Source organism: Paenibacillus sp. MMS20-IR301, from assembly GCF_032302195.1.
Taxonomy (GTDB): Bacteria; Bacillota; Bacilli; order Paenibacillales; family Paenibacillaceae; genus Paenibacillus_AQ.
This window is the reverse complement of the sequence record NZ_CP135275.1, coordinates 3,291,030-3,308,138: the sequence shown is the minus strand read 5'-3', so window position 1 is coordinate 3,308,138 and position 17,109 is coordinate 3,291,030. Positions and strand designations below refer to the sequence as shown.

Sequence of the window (17,109 nt, the reverse complement as noted above, 5' to 3'; positions counted from 1 at the left end):
TATGTTATTCTCACAAAAATGGATCAAGCTGATAAGCTGCGCGCTGCTGCTGGTTCCCCTGCTGCCTGCCGGACAACCGGCGGAAGCCAGCGGCGGGAGCTGGAGTGAGCATGCAGATGTCAGCTGGTATGAAACCAACTATTCTACGTTTATCATCGATTCGGCGGCCAAGCTGGCAGGTGTCGCCAAGCTGGTCAATGACGGAACTACTGATTTCAGCGGCAAAACACTGCAGATTGCCGGCTCTAGTACGCTGTCGCTTGCGGACTACGAATGGATGCCGATCGGTACCGGCGAGCATCCATTCAGAGGAATTCTTATCGGTCAGGCCGGGCAAAGCCCGGATCTGACCGGGCTAAGAGTTACAGACAGTGTGTATGGCGGACTGATCGGCCGCATGAGCGGAGCCACAGTCGGCCGGTTTACACTGTCAGGCAGCATTCAGACGACAGCCTCCGGCGATGCAGCGGTGGGCGGTGTCGCCGGCTACATGGATGAAGACAGTACAATCCTGGATGTGACCAGCGATGTTGCGGTGCAGGTCGCGGGAACAGTCAACGGCAATGTATATGCCGGCGGAATTGTCGGCAGCGGCTCAGGGATGCTGTCGGGCGTGGTCAATCACGGCAGTATTGTGCTCAGCGGCGCTTACTGGGGGATGGCCGGAGGTATTGCCGCTGCAACCAACGGCAATCTGTCGCTGAAGAAGAGCGAGAATACCGCTCCTGTCAGTGTTACAGGCAGTGTCTACAAAGCCGATGCAGGCGGACTGATCGGCCTTGCGTCAGCGCCGCTGTTCATGGCAGAGGAAGACACCTTCATGCGCAACAGCGGACAGATTAGGCTGCAAGATATCGGAAGCGGCTCTGCCGGGGGAATTATAGGCCGGGCGGGTGCGGAGGCTGTCGTCACCTTCTCCGCGCAGACGGCGAATTCCGGAGAGATTCTTGTGAATTCCGGGGCGGCAACTGCAGGTACAGCAGCCGGCGGTTTGATCGGTGCGTATGAGAATTCCGGGGGCCTGAATGTCTCTATTCCCTTTGTGCAGACCGCTTCTGCCATAACCAACAAGGCAGGCCAGCGGGCATACACCGGCAGCATTGCCGGCAGTGTGGCCGGCAATTTCACCTGGGGGTCCAGCGTGCTCAACAGTACGCCTGTAACAGCCGGCGGCTCGTCTGAGGTGTACACCGGAGCAATAGCCGGTAAGGTGGATGGCATTGCAGCGTTCCAGGCAGGTGCGCGGAATAAGGCGGCAATTCAGGTCGAAGCCTCCGGCAATGGAGTGTATACCGGAGGGTTGATCGGCTTCGCCGGCCAGCGCCTTCTGCTCCAGAGCAATACGGCTGAAGCGTATGGCAATACCGGCCGCATTACCGTAGCAGGCACGGCCTCCGATGTGCTCACCGGAGGGATCATAGCGAACCGTAACTATCATAAGGCGGCCGGCAATGTCTACAGTGAAGGAGACATTGAGGTTACCGCAGCGGGCAGAGTGTACACCGGCGGTTTTGTCGGAAAGGCATCGGATGGTGACTCCGGAATCGCTGGTGAAGCCTATGGCGGAAGCATTAATGTAGCTGCGAACGCCCCCGGCGCCGACAGTCAGGTGTACACCGGCGGCATCATTGGATACTACGGGTTAAGCGGCGTGATTGAAAATACCACATTCACCGGCGGAATCAATGTAGCCGGAGGAGCAGGCGTATATAGCGGCGGCGTGGCCGGGTATATGACGGGCGGCGGTGTAATCGCCGGTGCGGCAGTGGGCGGGACAGTGATGGCCCCGGCTCTCATCCGTTCAAGCGGCAATGCCGGCGGTGTGGCCGGGTATGCGGACGGCAGCATTCAATCTGCAGCTGTTAAGTATACAGAAATCAGCATCTCGGGAACCGGAGGGTCGGCGGGCGGAATCGCCGGCACGGCACTCGGACGGATTACGGATGCGGATGCGGGCGACGCTAATTCTAGAGGGACTGACAGTCTGCTCATCTCTACGGCCGTTGCTGATTCAGCGGCGGGCGGTATTGTGGGCGATGGCCGGGGCGGCTTAGTGGTAGGTACAGCAGCCGTCAACAGAATCAGCCTGTCGGCTGGCCCCGGGGCCGTCCGTTCCCGGCTGGGAGGCCTGGCGGGCAAGATTTCTGCTGAGGCTACGGCAAGCGTGCATGGAGAACCTATCGAGATCCGGAATATAACGCTTGCTTCAGCCGCTGCAAGCAGTGCAATCGGCGGTGTAATTGGCGAGGGCGGCATGGAGCTTGATTCGGACGCCCTGCAGGCGGTATCCGGGATTTCAATTGAAGCTCAGGGCGAGCATTCGGACCTGGGAGGAATTGCAGGCAGCAGCAGCGGCCGGCTGTCCGGATTAACTGTGCTGGACCTGACGATCCAGGCCAGCGGTAATGCCAGCCGGATCGGCGGCGTGGCCGGATTCACATCGGGCGCCGTTGCTAATCCTGCGGTTGCTCCGGGCGACGGCCAATTGCGGCTGTCCGCAGAAGGTACAGACAGCGCTATAGGCGGCATTGCGGGAGCAACCAGTGCCGGGGCTGTTGTAAGCGGCAATGGAACAGACAGCAATGTATCCGGTCTGAGCGTTACCACGGCGAATGCTGCCAGCGGTTCACGCATAGGCGGAATTGTGGGCGAAGCGAATGCCTCGGCGCTCCGCCAGATGGTTGTGGAGAATCCGGCGCTGAATGCACCCGGCGAAGGCAGCCGGATCGGCGGCCTGGCCGGCCAGGTTACCGGCGGGGAGATCGAGCGATCCGTTGTCAGAGGGGTTCTTCCGGACTATGCCGTGCTGAATGTGTCCGGCAGCGGAGTTCAGGCAGGAGGCTTGGCCGGACGGGCAGAGAATTCCGTTCTCACCGGCAGCGGCGCGGCGGCTCCGGCCGCAGAGAATCTTCTTCTGACTGGAACAGAAACGGCAACCGGACTTTATGCAGGCGGTATTGTTGGATACAACAGCGAAAGCTCGATTGGGCAGATGTCCGGCTCTACGCTCAAGCTTGCTTTCAAAGGAACCGGAACCACCGCAGGCGGAGTCGCCGGCTATAACCGCGGAATTGCCGGTTATAGTGATCCGGGAGCTTCCCGGATGCTGAAGGATAACCTGATGAATGGACTGTCGGTGGTTCTGTCCGCTTCAGCCACCGGTTCAACGACCGGCGGACTGGTCGGCTTGAACGATTCCAGAAGCGATGAAGATCCCGCAGTAGCAGTAGCTTCTTCGCTCAGCTCGATTCAGAATAGCAAGCTGAGCGGAAGCATCACGGTGCATGGAGCTTCCTCGGTAACGGGCGGTCTGATCGGCGAGAACCGGAGCTTTGTAGCCAAGAACAGCTTAGGCGGTCAGCTGCCCGTTCTGTCAGACGGCGGTAAAGGCCTGATCGGCGGTCTGATTGGCAGAAATACCGGAACAATCTATTACATGTCATCCAATGCGGTTCTATCCTCCGGCGGCGTATCTAACGTCATCGGGGGCCTGATCGGGGAGAATACGGGCCGTGTCGTCTCCTCCTATCTCGAAACGGATCTGAAAAGTGATCTGGCCGGCACGGCGGGCAGCTACGCCCTTCTGGGTGGTCTGATCGGCAGAAACAACGGAAGTGTGGAGAAGAGCTTCACCATGTCAAAAGTAACAGGCAACGGGGCTTATGTATATGTAGGTGGACTAATCGGCGAGCATTCGGGTTCCATCGCTGATTCTTATGCAGGCAAGGATGTATCAGCCAGCGGAAAAGGCTCCTACAGCGGAGGTCTCATCGGACGGATTACGGGGGGAACGGTAGCCAGCAGTTACTCCGCCGGCCGGATCACCGGAGATAAAGGCGCGTATCCCGGGGGCTTCGCGGGCTACTACGCCAGCACGAGCAAGAAGCTCATTGATGATGCCTATTATGTTAAGGATGAGAGCTTGTCGATCAACAGCGGAGTGCTCGATTTTGGCGGCGGAGTCTTCAATGAGCTGAATAATTATGCCCGTCTGAGTCCGATTCTTTCCTCGGCGCTCGCTGACCGCAAAGCATTTCCGGCCCTGTCCGGCTGGACGTTCGGCAGTTCACCGTGGCGGTATAGCTTAGCCGGTGCAAATTACAAGTATCCGGAGCTGAACCTGAGCGCTGACGCAGATGATGAAGGCAATGATTCGGCCGGCATGAATTTGAACTGGTATACACAGAATCCTGATGCCCTGCGTTTTACCATCAGGACGGAGGATGAGCTGGCGGGTCTTGCAGCGATCGTAAACGGTAAAGCATCGGCAGTTGAAGCATTCAATTTCATCGGCCGGACGGTTAATGTGACGGAGCCGATCAGCATTAGAGCCTCGCGGTGGACGCCTATCGGGGCGAATGCCAACCATCCGTTTGAAGGAACGTTTAACGGCAATCATAACTTAATCAGTAATTTCCAGGTAACTGCAGGAGAGTATGCGGGACTGTTCGGTGTTATCGGCAGCGAAGCCGTTGTCCGGCAAGTCTCTGTCGCCCCCCTGTCGCTCACCGGCAGCGGTTATGCCGGAGCTTTGGCGGGATTCAATCACGGCAAGGTCGAACAGGTCCAGGGAAGCTTGCTGGGCGGTTCTGAGATTAGCGGCGGGACGGCAGCCGGGGGCTTGATTGGAGCGAGCGAAGGTCAGGTCTCCGGTTTGTCGATGACAATCAGCGGAGGCAGCAAGGTGTCCAGCGCGGAGAACGGGGCGTATGTCGGCGGTCTGATCGGTGATAACCTGTCCGGCCTTGACGACAGCAGCCTGAAATTGACGGCCGGCATCATTGAAGCTGCAGGCGACAATGCGGCTGCAGGCGGTCTGGCCGGACGCATGAATGGTAAGCTGACCGCACTATCCCTGCTCGTGCAGGATGGCGGGGGAATCGTCGCAGCTGGCGAGAACAGCACGGCTGGCGGTTTGGCGGGTGTGGCCGAATCGGGTACAGCCGATGGCCTCAGCGTTGACCTGGCCGGCGGCAGCGTACAGGCCCTTGCTGAGGGCTCCGTTGCCGGCGGGGTGTTTGGCCGTTCGGCAACAGGCCATGTGATCCGTAACGCCAAAGTGCGAGGTGACCGGGCTCAGGGTACAGTCATCGCAGCAAGTGCAGCAGCCGGCGGTATCGTCGGTGCCAAAGCCGGATTTGGCAACAATAGGTTTGATATAGAGGCGGTAGAGGTCCGCGATGTGACCATCACCACTGCGGGTGAAGGCGGAATAGTCGGCGGTATTGCCGGCAAGCTGGCCGATGCCGCGCTGAAGGAGGCGGTATTCAGCGGAACCCTTCTGGCAACAGGCAACGGGGCTATAGCTGGGGGGATCACCGGCCAGGCGAAGAATTCCATTCTGTACAAGCTTGAGTCTTCACCGCAAATTCAGGTCAGCGCGTCGTCTGGCGTGCTTGCGGCCGGCGGTGTTGCCGGAACCATGGAATCCTCGCAGAGGGATACATCTCTGGATTTCGGACTCATGGTGCCGCTGTATCACGGTATATATGAAGCGAAGCTTGCTTCAGGTATAATCGCCGTTAATGCGGCAGGTCAGCAGGCAGAGGTGTATGCAGGCGGCATTGCCGGGAAGCTGGATTCAGTCTCCCTGTATAATTCCTCCGCAGCAGTTTCTCTTGAGCTGAGCGGAGCGAAGACTATAACGGCTGGCGGTGCAGCCGGCTATGCCAAGGACAGCCGGCTGGTCGGAATAGACACCGGAGGTCAGATCCAGGCAGAAAACAGCACAAATTATAATGTAGGCGGCCTGGCGGGACAGTCGTCCGGCGGTAGCATTGCCTATGCCCGTGCAGAAGCGCCGGATCACAGGCCGATCGTTATTGGAGAGAGCACGGCAACCGGAAGAACGGAAGCGGATGCCCATATCGGCGGATTCATCGGGCTGGCGGACGGTACGGATATTTACGCTTCATCAGCAGCTCTTGATCTTCAGCTGGACAGTGCTAATCCGTATCTCACTGTCTACGCCGGAGGTTTTGCCGGTCTTCTGGGAGAGGAAGGAAGCGGTACAATCATACTGGCAAGCGCCTCAGGGCGTGTAACGGTGAGCGGGGCGGCCGGAATCTACACCGGCGGCTTCGCCGGCACGGTCAATCAGTACCGGATTGAGCAGGCTTACGCTTCGGGGAATGTATCGGGCACGGCCTTTGATGCCAGAGGCGGCGGCTTCGCTGGAGTGATTAATCACGGGAGCGAGATTGAAGATGCTTATGCTGCCCAGGAGCAGGTTAAGGTTGCCGGACGCAACGGAGCAACCAGAGCTTATGCCGGCGGCTTTGCCGGATACAATGACGGCAGCCTGGCACGGGTGTACGAGCGGGTGTCCGAGGTTGCAGCCGTTGCCGGCGGCTCCAACTCTTACATGGGGGCCTTCATCGGCTATAATTACCGCAGCGGACTAATAGAGAATTCTTATTATGAAGGCAAGCTGTCGCCGATCGGACACGATGCAAGCAGCGGCGGGCGGAGCAGTCAGCTGAAGCAGTTGCCGCTTGCCGGATCTGCCGGGCTGGAGGGCTGGGGTTTCTCAGGCAATAAGCCGGTGTGGGGCTTGGCCTATGGAGTGCAGCCTTACGCTCCGGTGCTTCAGAATATGTCGGACTGGCGGTTCGCGCCGGATCTGCATGTGCTTACCCTTGCCGGCAAGCATCAGACTGCATTTACGGCAGGCACGGCTGAGGAACTCGCGGGGCTTGCGCTTCTGAATGATGAAGGGGAGTCTGTATATGCGCTGCTTGATCCGGGCACACAGTCACAACCTGAAATCGGGAGCGTCACCCTGACAGCAGATATTTCGCTGGCAGCTAAACCATGGCTGCCTGTGGCAAGCTATAAGGGTGTGCTGGACGGGCAAGAGCATGTCATCTCCGGACTCAACTATCATGCCGGAAGCTGGGAACACTCTGGCCTAATCGCGGACAATTACGGCACGATCATCAATTTGAAGCTGCAGGATACCAGTATCTCCGGAGCGATTAATTCAGGTGCAGCCGCAGGCGTAAACCATCCGGAGGCAAGCATTAAGAATGTGGCCGTAAGCGGCGGAAGTATATCGGCTAAGTCGGCCGGAGGTGTAGCCGGTGTTAATCAAGGCCTGCTGGCCGGCGTTATTGTAGAGAACCTGAAGGTTGCGGGCGCAGCGAATGCCGGCGGAGCTTCAGGCAGCAATCAAGGACAGATCAAAGGGGCAGCTGTAAAAGGTCTGACGGACATCACTTCACCTGCCCTGGCGGGAGGCATCACAGGGCTCAACGAAGGAAGTGTTGAGTCATCCTATACCAGAGCTGTGATCACTGCTTCCGGTCCTGAAGGAACCAGCATCGCGGGCGGGGTTGCCGGACAGAACGGTACAGAAGGTGCTATTAAAGGAAGCTTCTCCTATTCCGATGTTGCAGCGGCGGCAACAGATGCAAGCTCGGGAGGCATTACCGGAGTGAACTCGGGACTCATTGCCGAGAGCTATAATACCGGAACGGTGGAAGCCGCCGGTAAAGACATGGCCCGGGCGGGCGGGATTGCCGGGTATATAGCGGCGGGAACGATCACCGGCTCAGTCAATGGCGGGCAGAGTACGGCCCATATCAACGGTAAGCTGGTGAAGGGCAGAACACTTGCTGGAGGCATCGCCGGACAGGCCGGAGCAGCAGCGGCTCTGATCCACAACATCTTTGATGCCCAGATGCTTCAGGTTCCGGCAGCCTATAACTCACCTGAGGGAAGCAAAGTAACAGGAGTGCAGGGGCAAGCGGAAGGGACAAGCACCTTAGGGCTGACAGGCGGTACACTGCCTGCCGGACTGGACGCTTCCGTATGGAAGGCAGTTCAGGGATTCTATCCGCAGCTGACGCATTTCTCCGGCTCGCTGGACAGTGAGCTGTCCACCGTAGCAGTTGTACTGAAGGAGGGGGATACGGCGTTTAAGGTGAGCGGAAGCTACACTGCTACGCCTGATGCCACAATCCGCTGGACGGCCCTGGGCGAATCGGGTCCGATTTATCTGACTGCGTCTAAGGACGGCCAGAGCCGCCTGATCGTAATTAACAGAACACCGCTGACTTATGATGCGACAGCGGCTGCGCCGGTAAGCCCTACGGCACTGGAGTTTAAGGATAAGACAGAGGTAGTGCTGGCCAGCACTGAAGCTGAAGGCCAGATTCATTATACCGTTGATGGCACGGCGCCTTCCGGGACTTCGCCGGTGTACTCAAAGCCTATCGCCATTAGCGTGTCCACCACGGTCAAGGCAATAACGGTGGCCATGGGCAAGAATGACAGCGGGCTGCTCATTGCCGAGTTCAAGAAATTACCGGATCCCGGAAACGGTGGCAATGGCGGTGACAGCGGCGGTGGTAGCGGTAGCCCGGGAAGTGGAGACAGCCCCGTTCAGCGTGATGAGAGCCCGTTCGATATTCTGGTGAACGGAGTAGCCAAGACTGTCGCTCAGGCCAAGGACAGTGTGGAGAACGGCAGAGCAACTACCACTATTGTTGCTGATGAAGCTTTGCTTGCACAACTGCTGCAGGAAACAGCAGATTCAGCTGAAATTAAGTTCGTCTTCAAGAAGAATACTGATGTGAACAAAGTGGAGTTGAGCGGGAAGCTGCTTAAGCTGATGGCGGAGCATCAAGCAGTGATCCTGCTGGATAACGGAACCGCCGGATACCGCGTTCCTACAGTACTGCTGGAGGGCTCAGTACCAGAGCAGGCGGTCTTGAATCTTGAAATTGCCTCCATGGATGAACAGGGAACGAAGCTTGCAGAGCAAGCAAGTAAGGCCGGTCCTTATTCCTTCCTGGTGAAGCCGATGGTATTCCGCGCCGTCTATACGTATGGGAATCAGCAGCAGGAGATGGATCGTTTGAACGCTTATGTGGAGCGGACGATTACTTTACCTGGGACGGCGGGCAGCACGAGTGCAACCGGGGTGAGCATTGCCGCTGACGGAACGGTCAGCCCGCTGCCAACCCGGATCACCGGGAACGCCGGAGAATTGACAGCAGTAATCCATAGCCTGTCCCTAAGCGGCATGGTTGGTGTGGCCGCAGTACGGACAGAAACCTCATACCGCGATGCCCAGTCGCACTGGGCAGAGGCAGCTATCGCAGACCTGACCCGCCGGTGGATTGTGAACGGTGTAGGCGAAGCAAGCTTTGAACCGGACCGGAGCATTACCCGGGCTGAATTCTCCGCTATGATCGTCAAGGCGCTGGGTATTGGCGGAGCTGCAGCAGAAGGCGGCAAGCTTTTCAGTGATGTGAGCGCCGGAGCCTGGTATGCGTCATCTGTCGAGACCGCCTTCCGGTATGCCTTGATATCCGGTTATCCGGATGGCAGCTTTGGTGCTCAGGAGGCCATTACCCGCCAGGAGATGATGGTAATTCTCTTCAGATCCATGCAGCTCACAGGGTTGCAAACCGGGGTTACAGCTGCTGGTGAAGAACAGATGCTGGAGCGTTTTGCCGATGCCGGAAGGATTGCCGGGTATGCCAAAAACGGCTTCGCCGCAGGCATCCGTGCCGGACTTATAACCGGAAGAAGCGCTACGACGCTGGCTCCTGCGGAACTGACAACCAGAGCTGAGGCAGTTACTATTATCGAGAAGCTCCTGAGACTCTCAGGGCTGATCTAGAGAATCCGAATCATATGCATGGACCGGTTTTGAAGCCTATCTGTCCAGCTGACTACGCTTCCGAAGCAGGCTTGTGGAGTCAGTTGGTATAATAGCAGGAATTGGGGGCCTATGAGGTGATGGTTAAAATTGCTCAGCGTTTTCAAGATGAGGCTATTCGTCTGCACTATGAACTTGAATTCAAACGTCTTGAACGTATGTATTTGCGGCAAGAACAGATCAGTGAAATTAAGAAATACATCCCTTCTGCTAACAATCCAGTATCTCAGAAGCACCTGGAAGCACTGGAAATGAAGATGGCCAGATGTATCACATCTACTCTTAAGCTGCTGTTTGAAGCGGGGTATGGGCAAGAAATGAAAAGGCGCGGATATTTATAAGAATAGCAAGGCAGAATGAGCACTTCAGCGAGGACAAAGAAGGAGCATGCGCTACAGCCAGAGGCTATAGCACATGCTCCTTCTTTGCGGTCCGCGGGGCCGCTCTCGCGGACATATACAATACTTCATGCGGATTATTGTCAGCCCTTAACGGCCCCCGCAACAACGCCCTTCACAATATATTTTTGCAGGAAGATGAAGACGATGATCGACGGCAGCACCGCCATTACCATAGCTGTCATGGCATACTGCCAGTCCGAGGTATATTGGCCGACGAAGGTGTAGGCAGCCAGCGTCAAGGTCTTTGTATCCGGTGAGCCGTTAACCATCAGCAGCGGGAGCAGGAAGTCATTCCAGATCCACATTACATCGATGATGATAATGGTGGTCGTTACCGATTTCAGCAGCGGGAAGATCACGCTGAAGAACAGCCGGAAGCCGGAAGCGCCGTCAATCGTCGCGCTCTCGTCGATTTCTGTCGGAATCCCCTTCACGAAGCCGTGATAGATGAAGACGGCCAGCGGAGCGCCGAAGCCCCAGTACAAGAGGCCGAGTCCCCAGGTGCTCTCGGAGAGGTTCAGGTTCTTCGCCGTCTGCAGTACAGTCAGCATGATCGACTGGAACGGGATCAGCATCGGCATAATGCACAGGAAGTACAGCACGCCGCTCCATCTGGTTTTGGTCCGTGCCAGCTTATAAGCGGCAATGGAGGAAATGAACACAATCCCCAGCAGGCCGACACCGGTAATGATGAAGTTGTTCAGGAACAGCCGCGGATAGTTAATGAACTTCCACACATAAGAGTAGTTGCTGAAGTTCAGTGATTTCGGCAGGGCGATGACGTCGGTCATGACCTCGCTGAAGCTTTTGAGCGAATTAATAATCGTCAGGAACAGCGGATACAGGAACAGCAGAGACAATATGACCAAAACAACTTCCAGTATGATCTTGCCTGCCTTGTTGTTGTTTGTTTTCATTATGCCTCAACCTCTCTCCGTTTGAAGACTGTCAGCTGGATTACTGTCACGACAAGCACTGCCAGGAACAGGATAAGCGCTTTCGCGGTACCATAGCCGTACAGGTTGTTCTGGAACGTATCCCGGTATATATCATAAGCAATACTGTAAGTAGTTCCGCCAGGGCCGCCGCCGGTCAGCGACAGGATGACGTCGAATACCTTGATCGAGTTGGTCAGTGCCATGAAGACAGATATCGTGATCGACGGGGCAAGCAGCGGCAGCGTAATGCTGAAGAATCTTCTCAGCGGTCCGGCACCGTCTACAGTAGCGGCTTCCTTCAAATCTTCCGGCACAGACTGCAGACCGGCAATATAGATCACGAGATAGAAACCGATGGACTGCCAGATGGACACGCCAAGGATGGAGATGAAGGCAAGTCCGGGAGTTCCGAGCCAGCTTAGGTCAAAGATTCCCCAGCCGGTGCTTTCGCCCAGCGAGTTGAAGCCCTGCATGAAGATGAACTTCCAGATGAAGCCGACAATAACAAGACTGAGGATATAAGGGATAAAGAATGCCGCTCTCAGCCAGGAGGTGCTCTTCAGCTTCATGTCCAGCAGTACGGCCAGCAGGATCGCCAGCACGTTGACAATCACAATATAGAGGACCGCATATTTAATCGTGAACCAGGCGGCATCCGAGAAGTTCGTATCGCCTGAGAAAATCTGTTTGAAGTTATCCAGTCCGACGAATTTGGGATGCTTGGAAATCCCGTTCCACTTCGTCAGGGAATAGCGGATGGTCATGGCAAAGGGAATGTAGAATGCTACGGCGATACAGATCAGAACCGGGAGTGTAAAGATTCCGAATTCGAATTTCTCGCGCCATCTTCTGCCGAGTGTTTTTAACATGGTTGCACCTCTTCTTGAGTTATAGGGTGGGAGTATTGTGCCTGTCTTGCCACACATAACCATTCCGGTTAGTCTATATTGTGTATTATAGAGCAGACCCCTATACTCAAAAATGGATTTAAGAGTACAGTTAGGGGTAAAAAGGTGAACTGACTGCACATGCGGAAATGAGCCGGTAAATAGGCCTGAACCCCGCAGAAGGGAGGCTGAGGATATGATCAAATCCATGATGTACAAGCTGTTTGAGCCAATGCTGGAGCGGATTTCCCGCCGGCTGGCCAACAAGCTGATTCTGCTTTTTTCCATTGTCATCATTCTGGTGGTCAGCTCGCTTACGTACATTTCATACAGAATGCTGCAGAAGGAATCGGTCAATAACAGCATTGCGAGCACGAGCAACAACCTGCTTCTCGTCGGACGGAATCTGGAGAGCTACTTAAGCGGAATCGAGCAGCTGTCCCTGCCGCAGATATCCTATGACGAGTTTGCCTATGCCATCCTGCACGAATCGGAGGACTACAGCTCCAAGATGTATGTGGAGAATTACTTGAAGAATCTGTATTTTTCCCGCAGTGACCTGGAGGCTGTCTACCTGTACGTGATCAAGGAGCACAAGTATTATTATGTCACCAAAGAGAACTATAATATTACCGTCCGGGTGGCTGAGCATCCGCCGATTGAGCAGCTGTCCTGGTATAAGCGGGCGCAGGCCAGTCCGTTCAACCGTTCTTACCAGTCTTTTGTAGAGGAAGCTCCGGCAGAGGACAGCGGCCTGGATTACCCGGTCAACACGGATAAGGTTTTCATGGGCTATCACCGGCTGCTGCGCTCCATTGTCTCTAGAGAACCGCAGGCCGTGCTGTCACTGTATCTGAATTCCGGGACGACCGATGAGATCATGAAGGACATTCCGTTCAGCGCGGGAGAGCATCTGATGTATATCAGCCCGGATAATGAGCCGTTTACAGTGGACGATCAGGGATTCTACCAGAGCAGCGAGCAGGCGGGACTGCTGAATCTGCTGACGCCGGCACAGAAAGGACAGGTAACCTGGTCGGACAATGCGCAGAAATACCTGGTCATTTACGATATTAGCCAAAAGGAAGGCTGGAAGCTGGTCAAGCCGATTCCTTACACCAAGATCTATGCAGCCGCCACAACTACCCGTAAGCTGAGTGTATCGATCGGCCTGCTGTTCCTGATTGTCTCTGTCGTGCTGGTCGGCTTCACCTCGAACCGGATTACCCATCCGCTGAAGAATCTGTCGCTCCAGATGAAGCGGTTCAGCACGGGAAGCTTCGATGCTGAGGCAACGGTTACGGGGAACGATGAGATTGCCTATCTGTCACGCCATTTCAACAAGATGGTCGAGCGGACCAATGAACTGATTAATGAACGTTATAAGATGAAGATTGTGGAAAAAAATGCTGTCCTCAAAGCGCTTGAGGCGGAGATCAATCCCCATTTCCTGTACAATGCGCTGCAGGCCATCTCCACCAAGGCGCTGAAGAACAACAATGATGATATCGTCGAGATGGTGGATAATCTGGCGTTAACCCTGCGCTACTGCATCAGCGGCCGGGATGTTGTGCAGGCCAGGGAGGAGCTGCGGCATATCGAGCGTTATCTGGCGCTGCAGAAAGCCCGGTTCGGGGGCCGCATGCAGGTCGTCTACGCCTGGGATGAGAGCCTGATGGAGCTGCGGATTCCCAAGCTGTCGATCCAGACGCTGGTAGAGAACTGCATTAAGCATGCGCTGGAAAAAGTATCTGCTACCGTTACCATCCGGATTGAGGCCCATGTGACGGCTACCCACAGCGTGATTTCTGTGCTGGATGACGGCCCGGGAATCAGCGGCGAACGGCTGCAGGAGGTCATGAGCTCATTGCGGATGCAGTGGGAGGACCGGGAGGAGGCCGGTGAAGAGGACGGGCAGGAGAGCATCGGACTCAAGAATCTCAATACCCGGCTGAAGCTGCTGTACGGGGATGAGGCTGGGCTGGTTATCTACAGCAGTGAACAAGGAACTCAAATGGATATGCGGCTGCCGCGGGGAGGAGTAGGTCAACATGTATAGAGTGCTGATAATTGATGATGAGGAGCCGCTGCGCGAGGCCATCAATATTCTCGGGGACTGGGAAGGGATTGGAGTCAGCGAGGTATTGGAGGCTACTAATGGGAAGATGGGACTGGAAATGCTGCGCCGGGAGAAGTTCGATCTGGTGCTGGTGGATATGAAAATGCCTGAGCTGAGCGGGGCGGAGCTGCTGCAGATTGCCGAGCAGGAGTTCCCCGATTCTCTGCTGATTGTCATCAGCGGCTACAATGATTTCGAATATACCCGCCAGGCGATCCGCTCCAAGGTGGTGGATTATCTGCTTAAGCCGGTGAACCGTACCGACCTGAACAATGCCCTGCGTAAGGCTGTAGGGGTGCTGGATGCCAAGCGGAAGCGGGAGAGCGAGTTCATTAACCGTAATATTACGCTCAACATGTCACTGCCGAAGCTGAAAGAGAAGATGTACTTATCAATCATTGACCGCAGCTTCAAAACCCAGTCCAACGAAGCCTTCCTGCCGCTGATCGGCGCTGACGGGGCGGGCAGCCACTTCGCTGTAGGCATTTTGCGGATGCTCAATCTGGAGCAGGTGCTGAGGGAGCGGTTCCATGAGGACCGGGATTTGCTGCATTTTGCCGTAACCAATGTAATGAATGAGAACACAGACGGGCAGTTTGAGTCGTTCAGCTTCACAAGCCCAAAGGGGGAGCGGGAGTTTATCGCCATCTTCACGATGAAAGGCGGATACGAGGCCGATGCGGCCTTTCTGTCCTTGCATCATATGAAAAAAGCTGCTTCTACGCTGAAAGAGCTGTTCGGCATTCTCTGTGCAGGCGGAATGGGAGAGCCCTGCAGCGATATCCTAAGCATCGCCCATTCGTACGGGCAGGCGAAAGAGGCGCTCGACAGCATTGATCTGCTCAGCCTGAAGGGCAGCATGATTCTGCAGGGCAGCCAGGCGATGCTGAAACCGGCAGCCAAGGATAACCCGTCGCTGACCGGGCGGATGCCGCAGATCCGCAGCAGCCTGGAGAGCGGGAACGTGAACCATGCACGGAGCATCTGCAGTGAGTTCATTAAGAAGTGGCAGGCTGCCGGGTCGTTCACGCTGGCTGAGGCCGACCGGGTGCTGCAGGAATTTCTGTTTCTGCTCGGCGAGATCGCTGCCCAGCTGGATGCGGTGCCGCCCCAGGCGCGCAGCAGCAAGGACAAGGGGCTGCAGGCCCTTGGCATCCGCAGTGACTTTGCTACTTTTGAACAATTTGAGGCGTTGCTGAACCATATCTTCGATCTTTATGCCGGGGAGATCAGCCGGACGCTGGCCGGAGACCGCAGCAGTGTGCTGGAAAATATTAAAGCATACATTGATAACCATTATTTTGAGGATATTAAGATATCGATGTTCACGGATAAATATTTCCTGAGCAGAGAATACTTGATGAAGCTGTTCAAGGGACAATACAAATACGGCATTCATGAGTATGTGCAAAAGGTAAGAATGGACAAAGCCAAGGCACTGCTGTCCGATCCTAACCTCAAAATTCAGGATATTTCCGAGATGCTGGGGTATAAGGACAAGAACTATTTCAGCAAGGCGTTCCGCAATTACTACGAGTGTTCACCTTCTGAGTTCCGGCAGCAGCTATCAGGGGGAGAAAAGTGAAACGGTTACATGAACACACTTTTTTACCCTCATCAGTTCACTTATGTACATTCTTATCCTTTTTCTTTTTATTTAGAATAACAGCAAGACCACAAGATGCATAAGGAAAAGGGGGCAACATCATGTTAAAACGATTTATGGCACTATCTGCAAGTCTGCTGCTCGTCGGCGGACTGCTGGCCGGCTGCGGCGGGAATAACACTAATAATGCTGCTAACAACACAGGTGGAACAAACGGAGCCGAGAATACAGCTACAGATTCCTCCAAGCCCGTCACGATTAATATGTTCACCGCATCTCCCGAATACACCGACGCGTTCAATGCTTATATCGCTGAATACAAAAAAGTTAAGCCGAATGTAACGATTAATCTGGAAATTATGCAGGCAGACTACAATACAGTGCTCAAGTCCAAAATTGCCGCAGGCAGCACACCTGACGTATTCCAGACCACCGCTGGCGGTGATATTGATACTTTTGCCGAATACAGTGCTGACCTGACCAATGAACCGCTCGCTGCAGCCATGACCGATGCTGTCCGTTCCAACATGAGCTCTTCGGACGGTAAAGTACTCGGGCTGCCGGTTAAAGGCAATCTGTTCGTCCTGATGTACAACAAGAAGCTGCTGGCTGATGCCGGCATCACTGAAGTGCCTAAGACGACTGCTGAGATGGACGATGCCATCACCAAGCTTGAAGCTAAGGGCATTACGCCATTCGCCAACGCCTACAAAGAGTGGTGGGTATGGAAGCACATCTTCCAGCACTTCGTTGATGCTGCTGCAATTGATGCAGGTACTGATGCCAAGACACTAGTAGCTGATTTTATTGCCGGCAAAACAACCTTCGCCGATCATCCGGTGCTGAAGGACAACTTCTTCAACTTCATCGACACCACTGTAAAACACGGAACGGACAAGCCGCTTGAACGCGACAGCAATGCTGAAGTCAGCGACTTTGCCCTTGGCAAAACCGCATTCATGACCGGTAAAGGCGCATGGGATGAAGAAGCGATTAAGAAAATCACCCCTGACTTTGATCTCGGCATCGCCGGCTATCCTGTCAGCGACAAAGCGGAGCAATCCCAGATCATCACTGGTGCTGACCAGGCGCTGCGCATTAACAAGGATTCTGCTGTAGCTGCTGAAACGATTGAATTCTTCAACTGGCTGTACACTTCCGACTACGGCAAGAGCTGGTTCTCCACAGTAGCTAAGGTTATTCCTCCAATTAAGGATGCGCCAATGCCTGACCTGCAGATGCCTAAGGAAATGGAAGAAATTCTGAAGACTGAGAAATCCGGCGACCTGTCGGTTAACTACTCTCTGGATACATTCCACCAGAAATTCGGTGAATTGATGCAGGCTTATATCGGCGGCAGCAAGACTAAGGATCAAGCAATTGATGAAATTCAGAAGGCCTGGATTCAATTCGGGTCCGCTCAATAAAAGATTTTGAAGATCCGGGACGGCCTCCGAAGTAAGCTTTATTACTGGGGAGGCCGTCTTT

General features: G+C 55.1%; 7 protein-coding genes. 5 read left to right on the top strand and 2 right to left on the bottom strand.

Annotated elements, in window-relative coordinates; genetic code table 11:
* The first annotated feature begins 1 nt into the window (after position 1).
* Positions 2 to 9,631 carry an S-layer homology domain-containing protein gene (locus LOS79_RS14550; RefSeq protein WP_315420970.1) on the top strand — a complete coding sequence of 3,210 codons (9,630 nt, stop codon included), beginning with the start codon at positions 2 to 4 and terminating at the stop codon, positions 9,629 to 9,631.
* A gap of 116 nt (positions 9,632 to 9,747) precedes the next feature.
* Positions 9,748 to 10,011: a hypothetical protein gene (locus LOS79_RS14545; protein ID WP_315420967.1), complete on the top strand. Its 264-nt coding sequence runs from the start codon at positions 9,748 to 9,750 to the stop codon at positions 10,009 to 10,011.
* A 140-nt stretch (positions 10,012 to 10,151) separates the two neighbouring features.
* Here LOS79_RS14545 and LOS79_RS14540 read toward each other — a convergent pair whose 3' ends face one another.
* Both LOS79_RS14540 and LOS79_RS14535 read right to left on the bottom strand, forming a co-directional pair.
* A complete protein-coding gene (locus tag LOS79_RS14540; RefSeq protein WP_315420964.1) occupies positions 10,152 to 10,988 on the bottom strand; it encodes a carbohydrate ABC transporter permease in 837 nt (278 codons plus the stop codon).
* The gene (locus LOS79_RS14535) at positions 10,988 to 11,878 is read right to left on the bottom strand and encodes a carbohydrate ABC transporter permease (RefSeq protein ID WP_315420962.1); all 891 of its coding nucleotides are present in this window, start codon (positions 11,876 to 11,878) and stop codon (positions 10,988 to 10,990) included. Before LOS79_RS14535 ends, LOS79_RS14540 begins: the two co-directional genes overlap by 1 nt.
* A gap of 214 nt (positions 11,879 to 12,092) precedes the next feature.
* Between LOS79_RS14535 and LOS79_RS14530 the strand changes: the two genes are divergently transcribed.
* The 3 genes from LOS79_RS14530 (at position 12,093) to LOS79_RS14520 (ending at position 17,048) form a co-directional block, all read left to right on the top strand.
* Positions 12,093 to 13,955 carry a sensor histidine kinase gene (locus LOS79_RS14530; protein WP_315420960.1) on the top strand — a complete coding sequence of 621 codons (1,863 nt, stop codon included), beginning with the start codon at positions 12,093 to 12,095 and terminating at the stop codon, positions 13,953 to 13,955.
* Positions 13,948 to 15,600 carry a response regulator transcription factor gene (locus LOS79_RS14525; protein WP_315420958.1) on the top strand — a complete coding sequence of 551 codons (1,653 nt, stop codon included), beginning with the start codon at positions 13,948 to 13,950 and terminating at the stop codon, positions 15,598 to 15,600. The genes LOS79_RS14530 and LOS79_RS14525 overlap by 8 nt, the downstream gene beginning before the upstream one ends.
* A 122-nt stretch (positions 15,601 to 15,722) precedes the next feature.
* The gene (locus tag LOS79_RS14520; protein ID WP_315420955.1) at positions 15,723 to 17,048 is read left to right on the top strand and encodes a type 2 periplasmic-binding domain-containing protein; all 1,326 of its coding nucleotides are present in this window, start codon (positions 15,723 to 15,725) and stop codon (positions 17,046 to 17,048) included.
* Positions 17,049 to 17,109 lie beyond the last annotated feature (61 nt).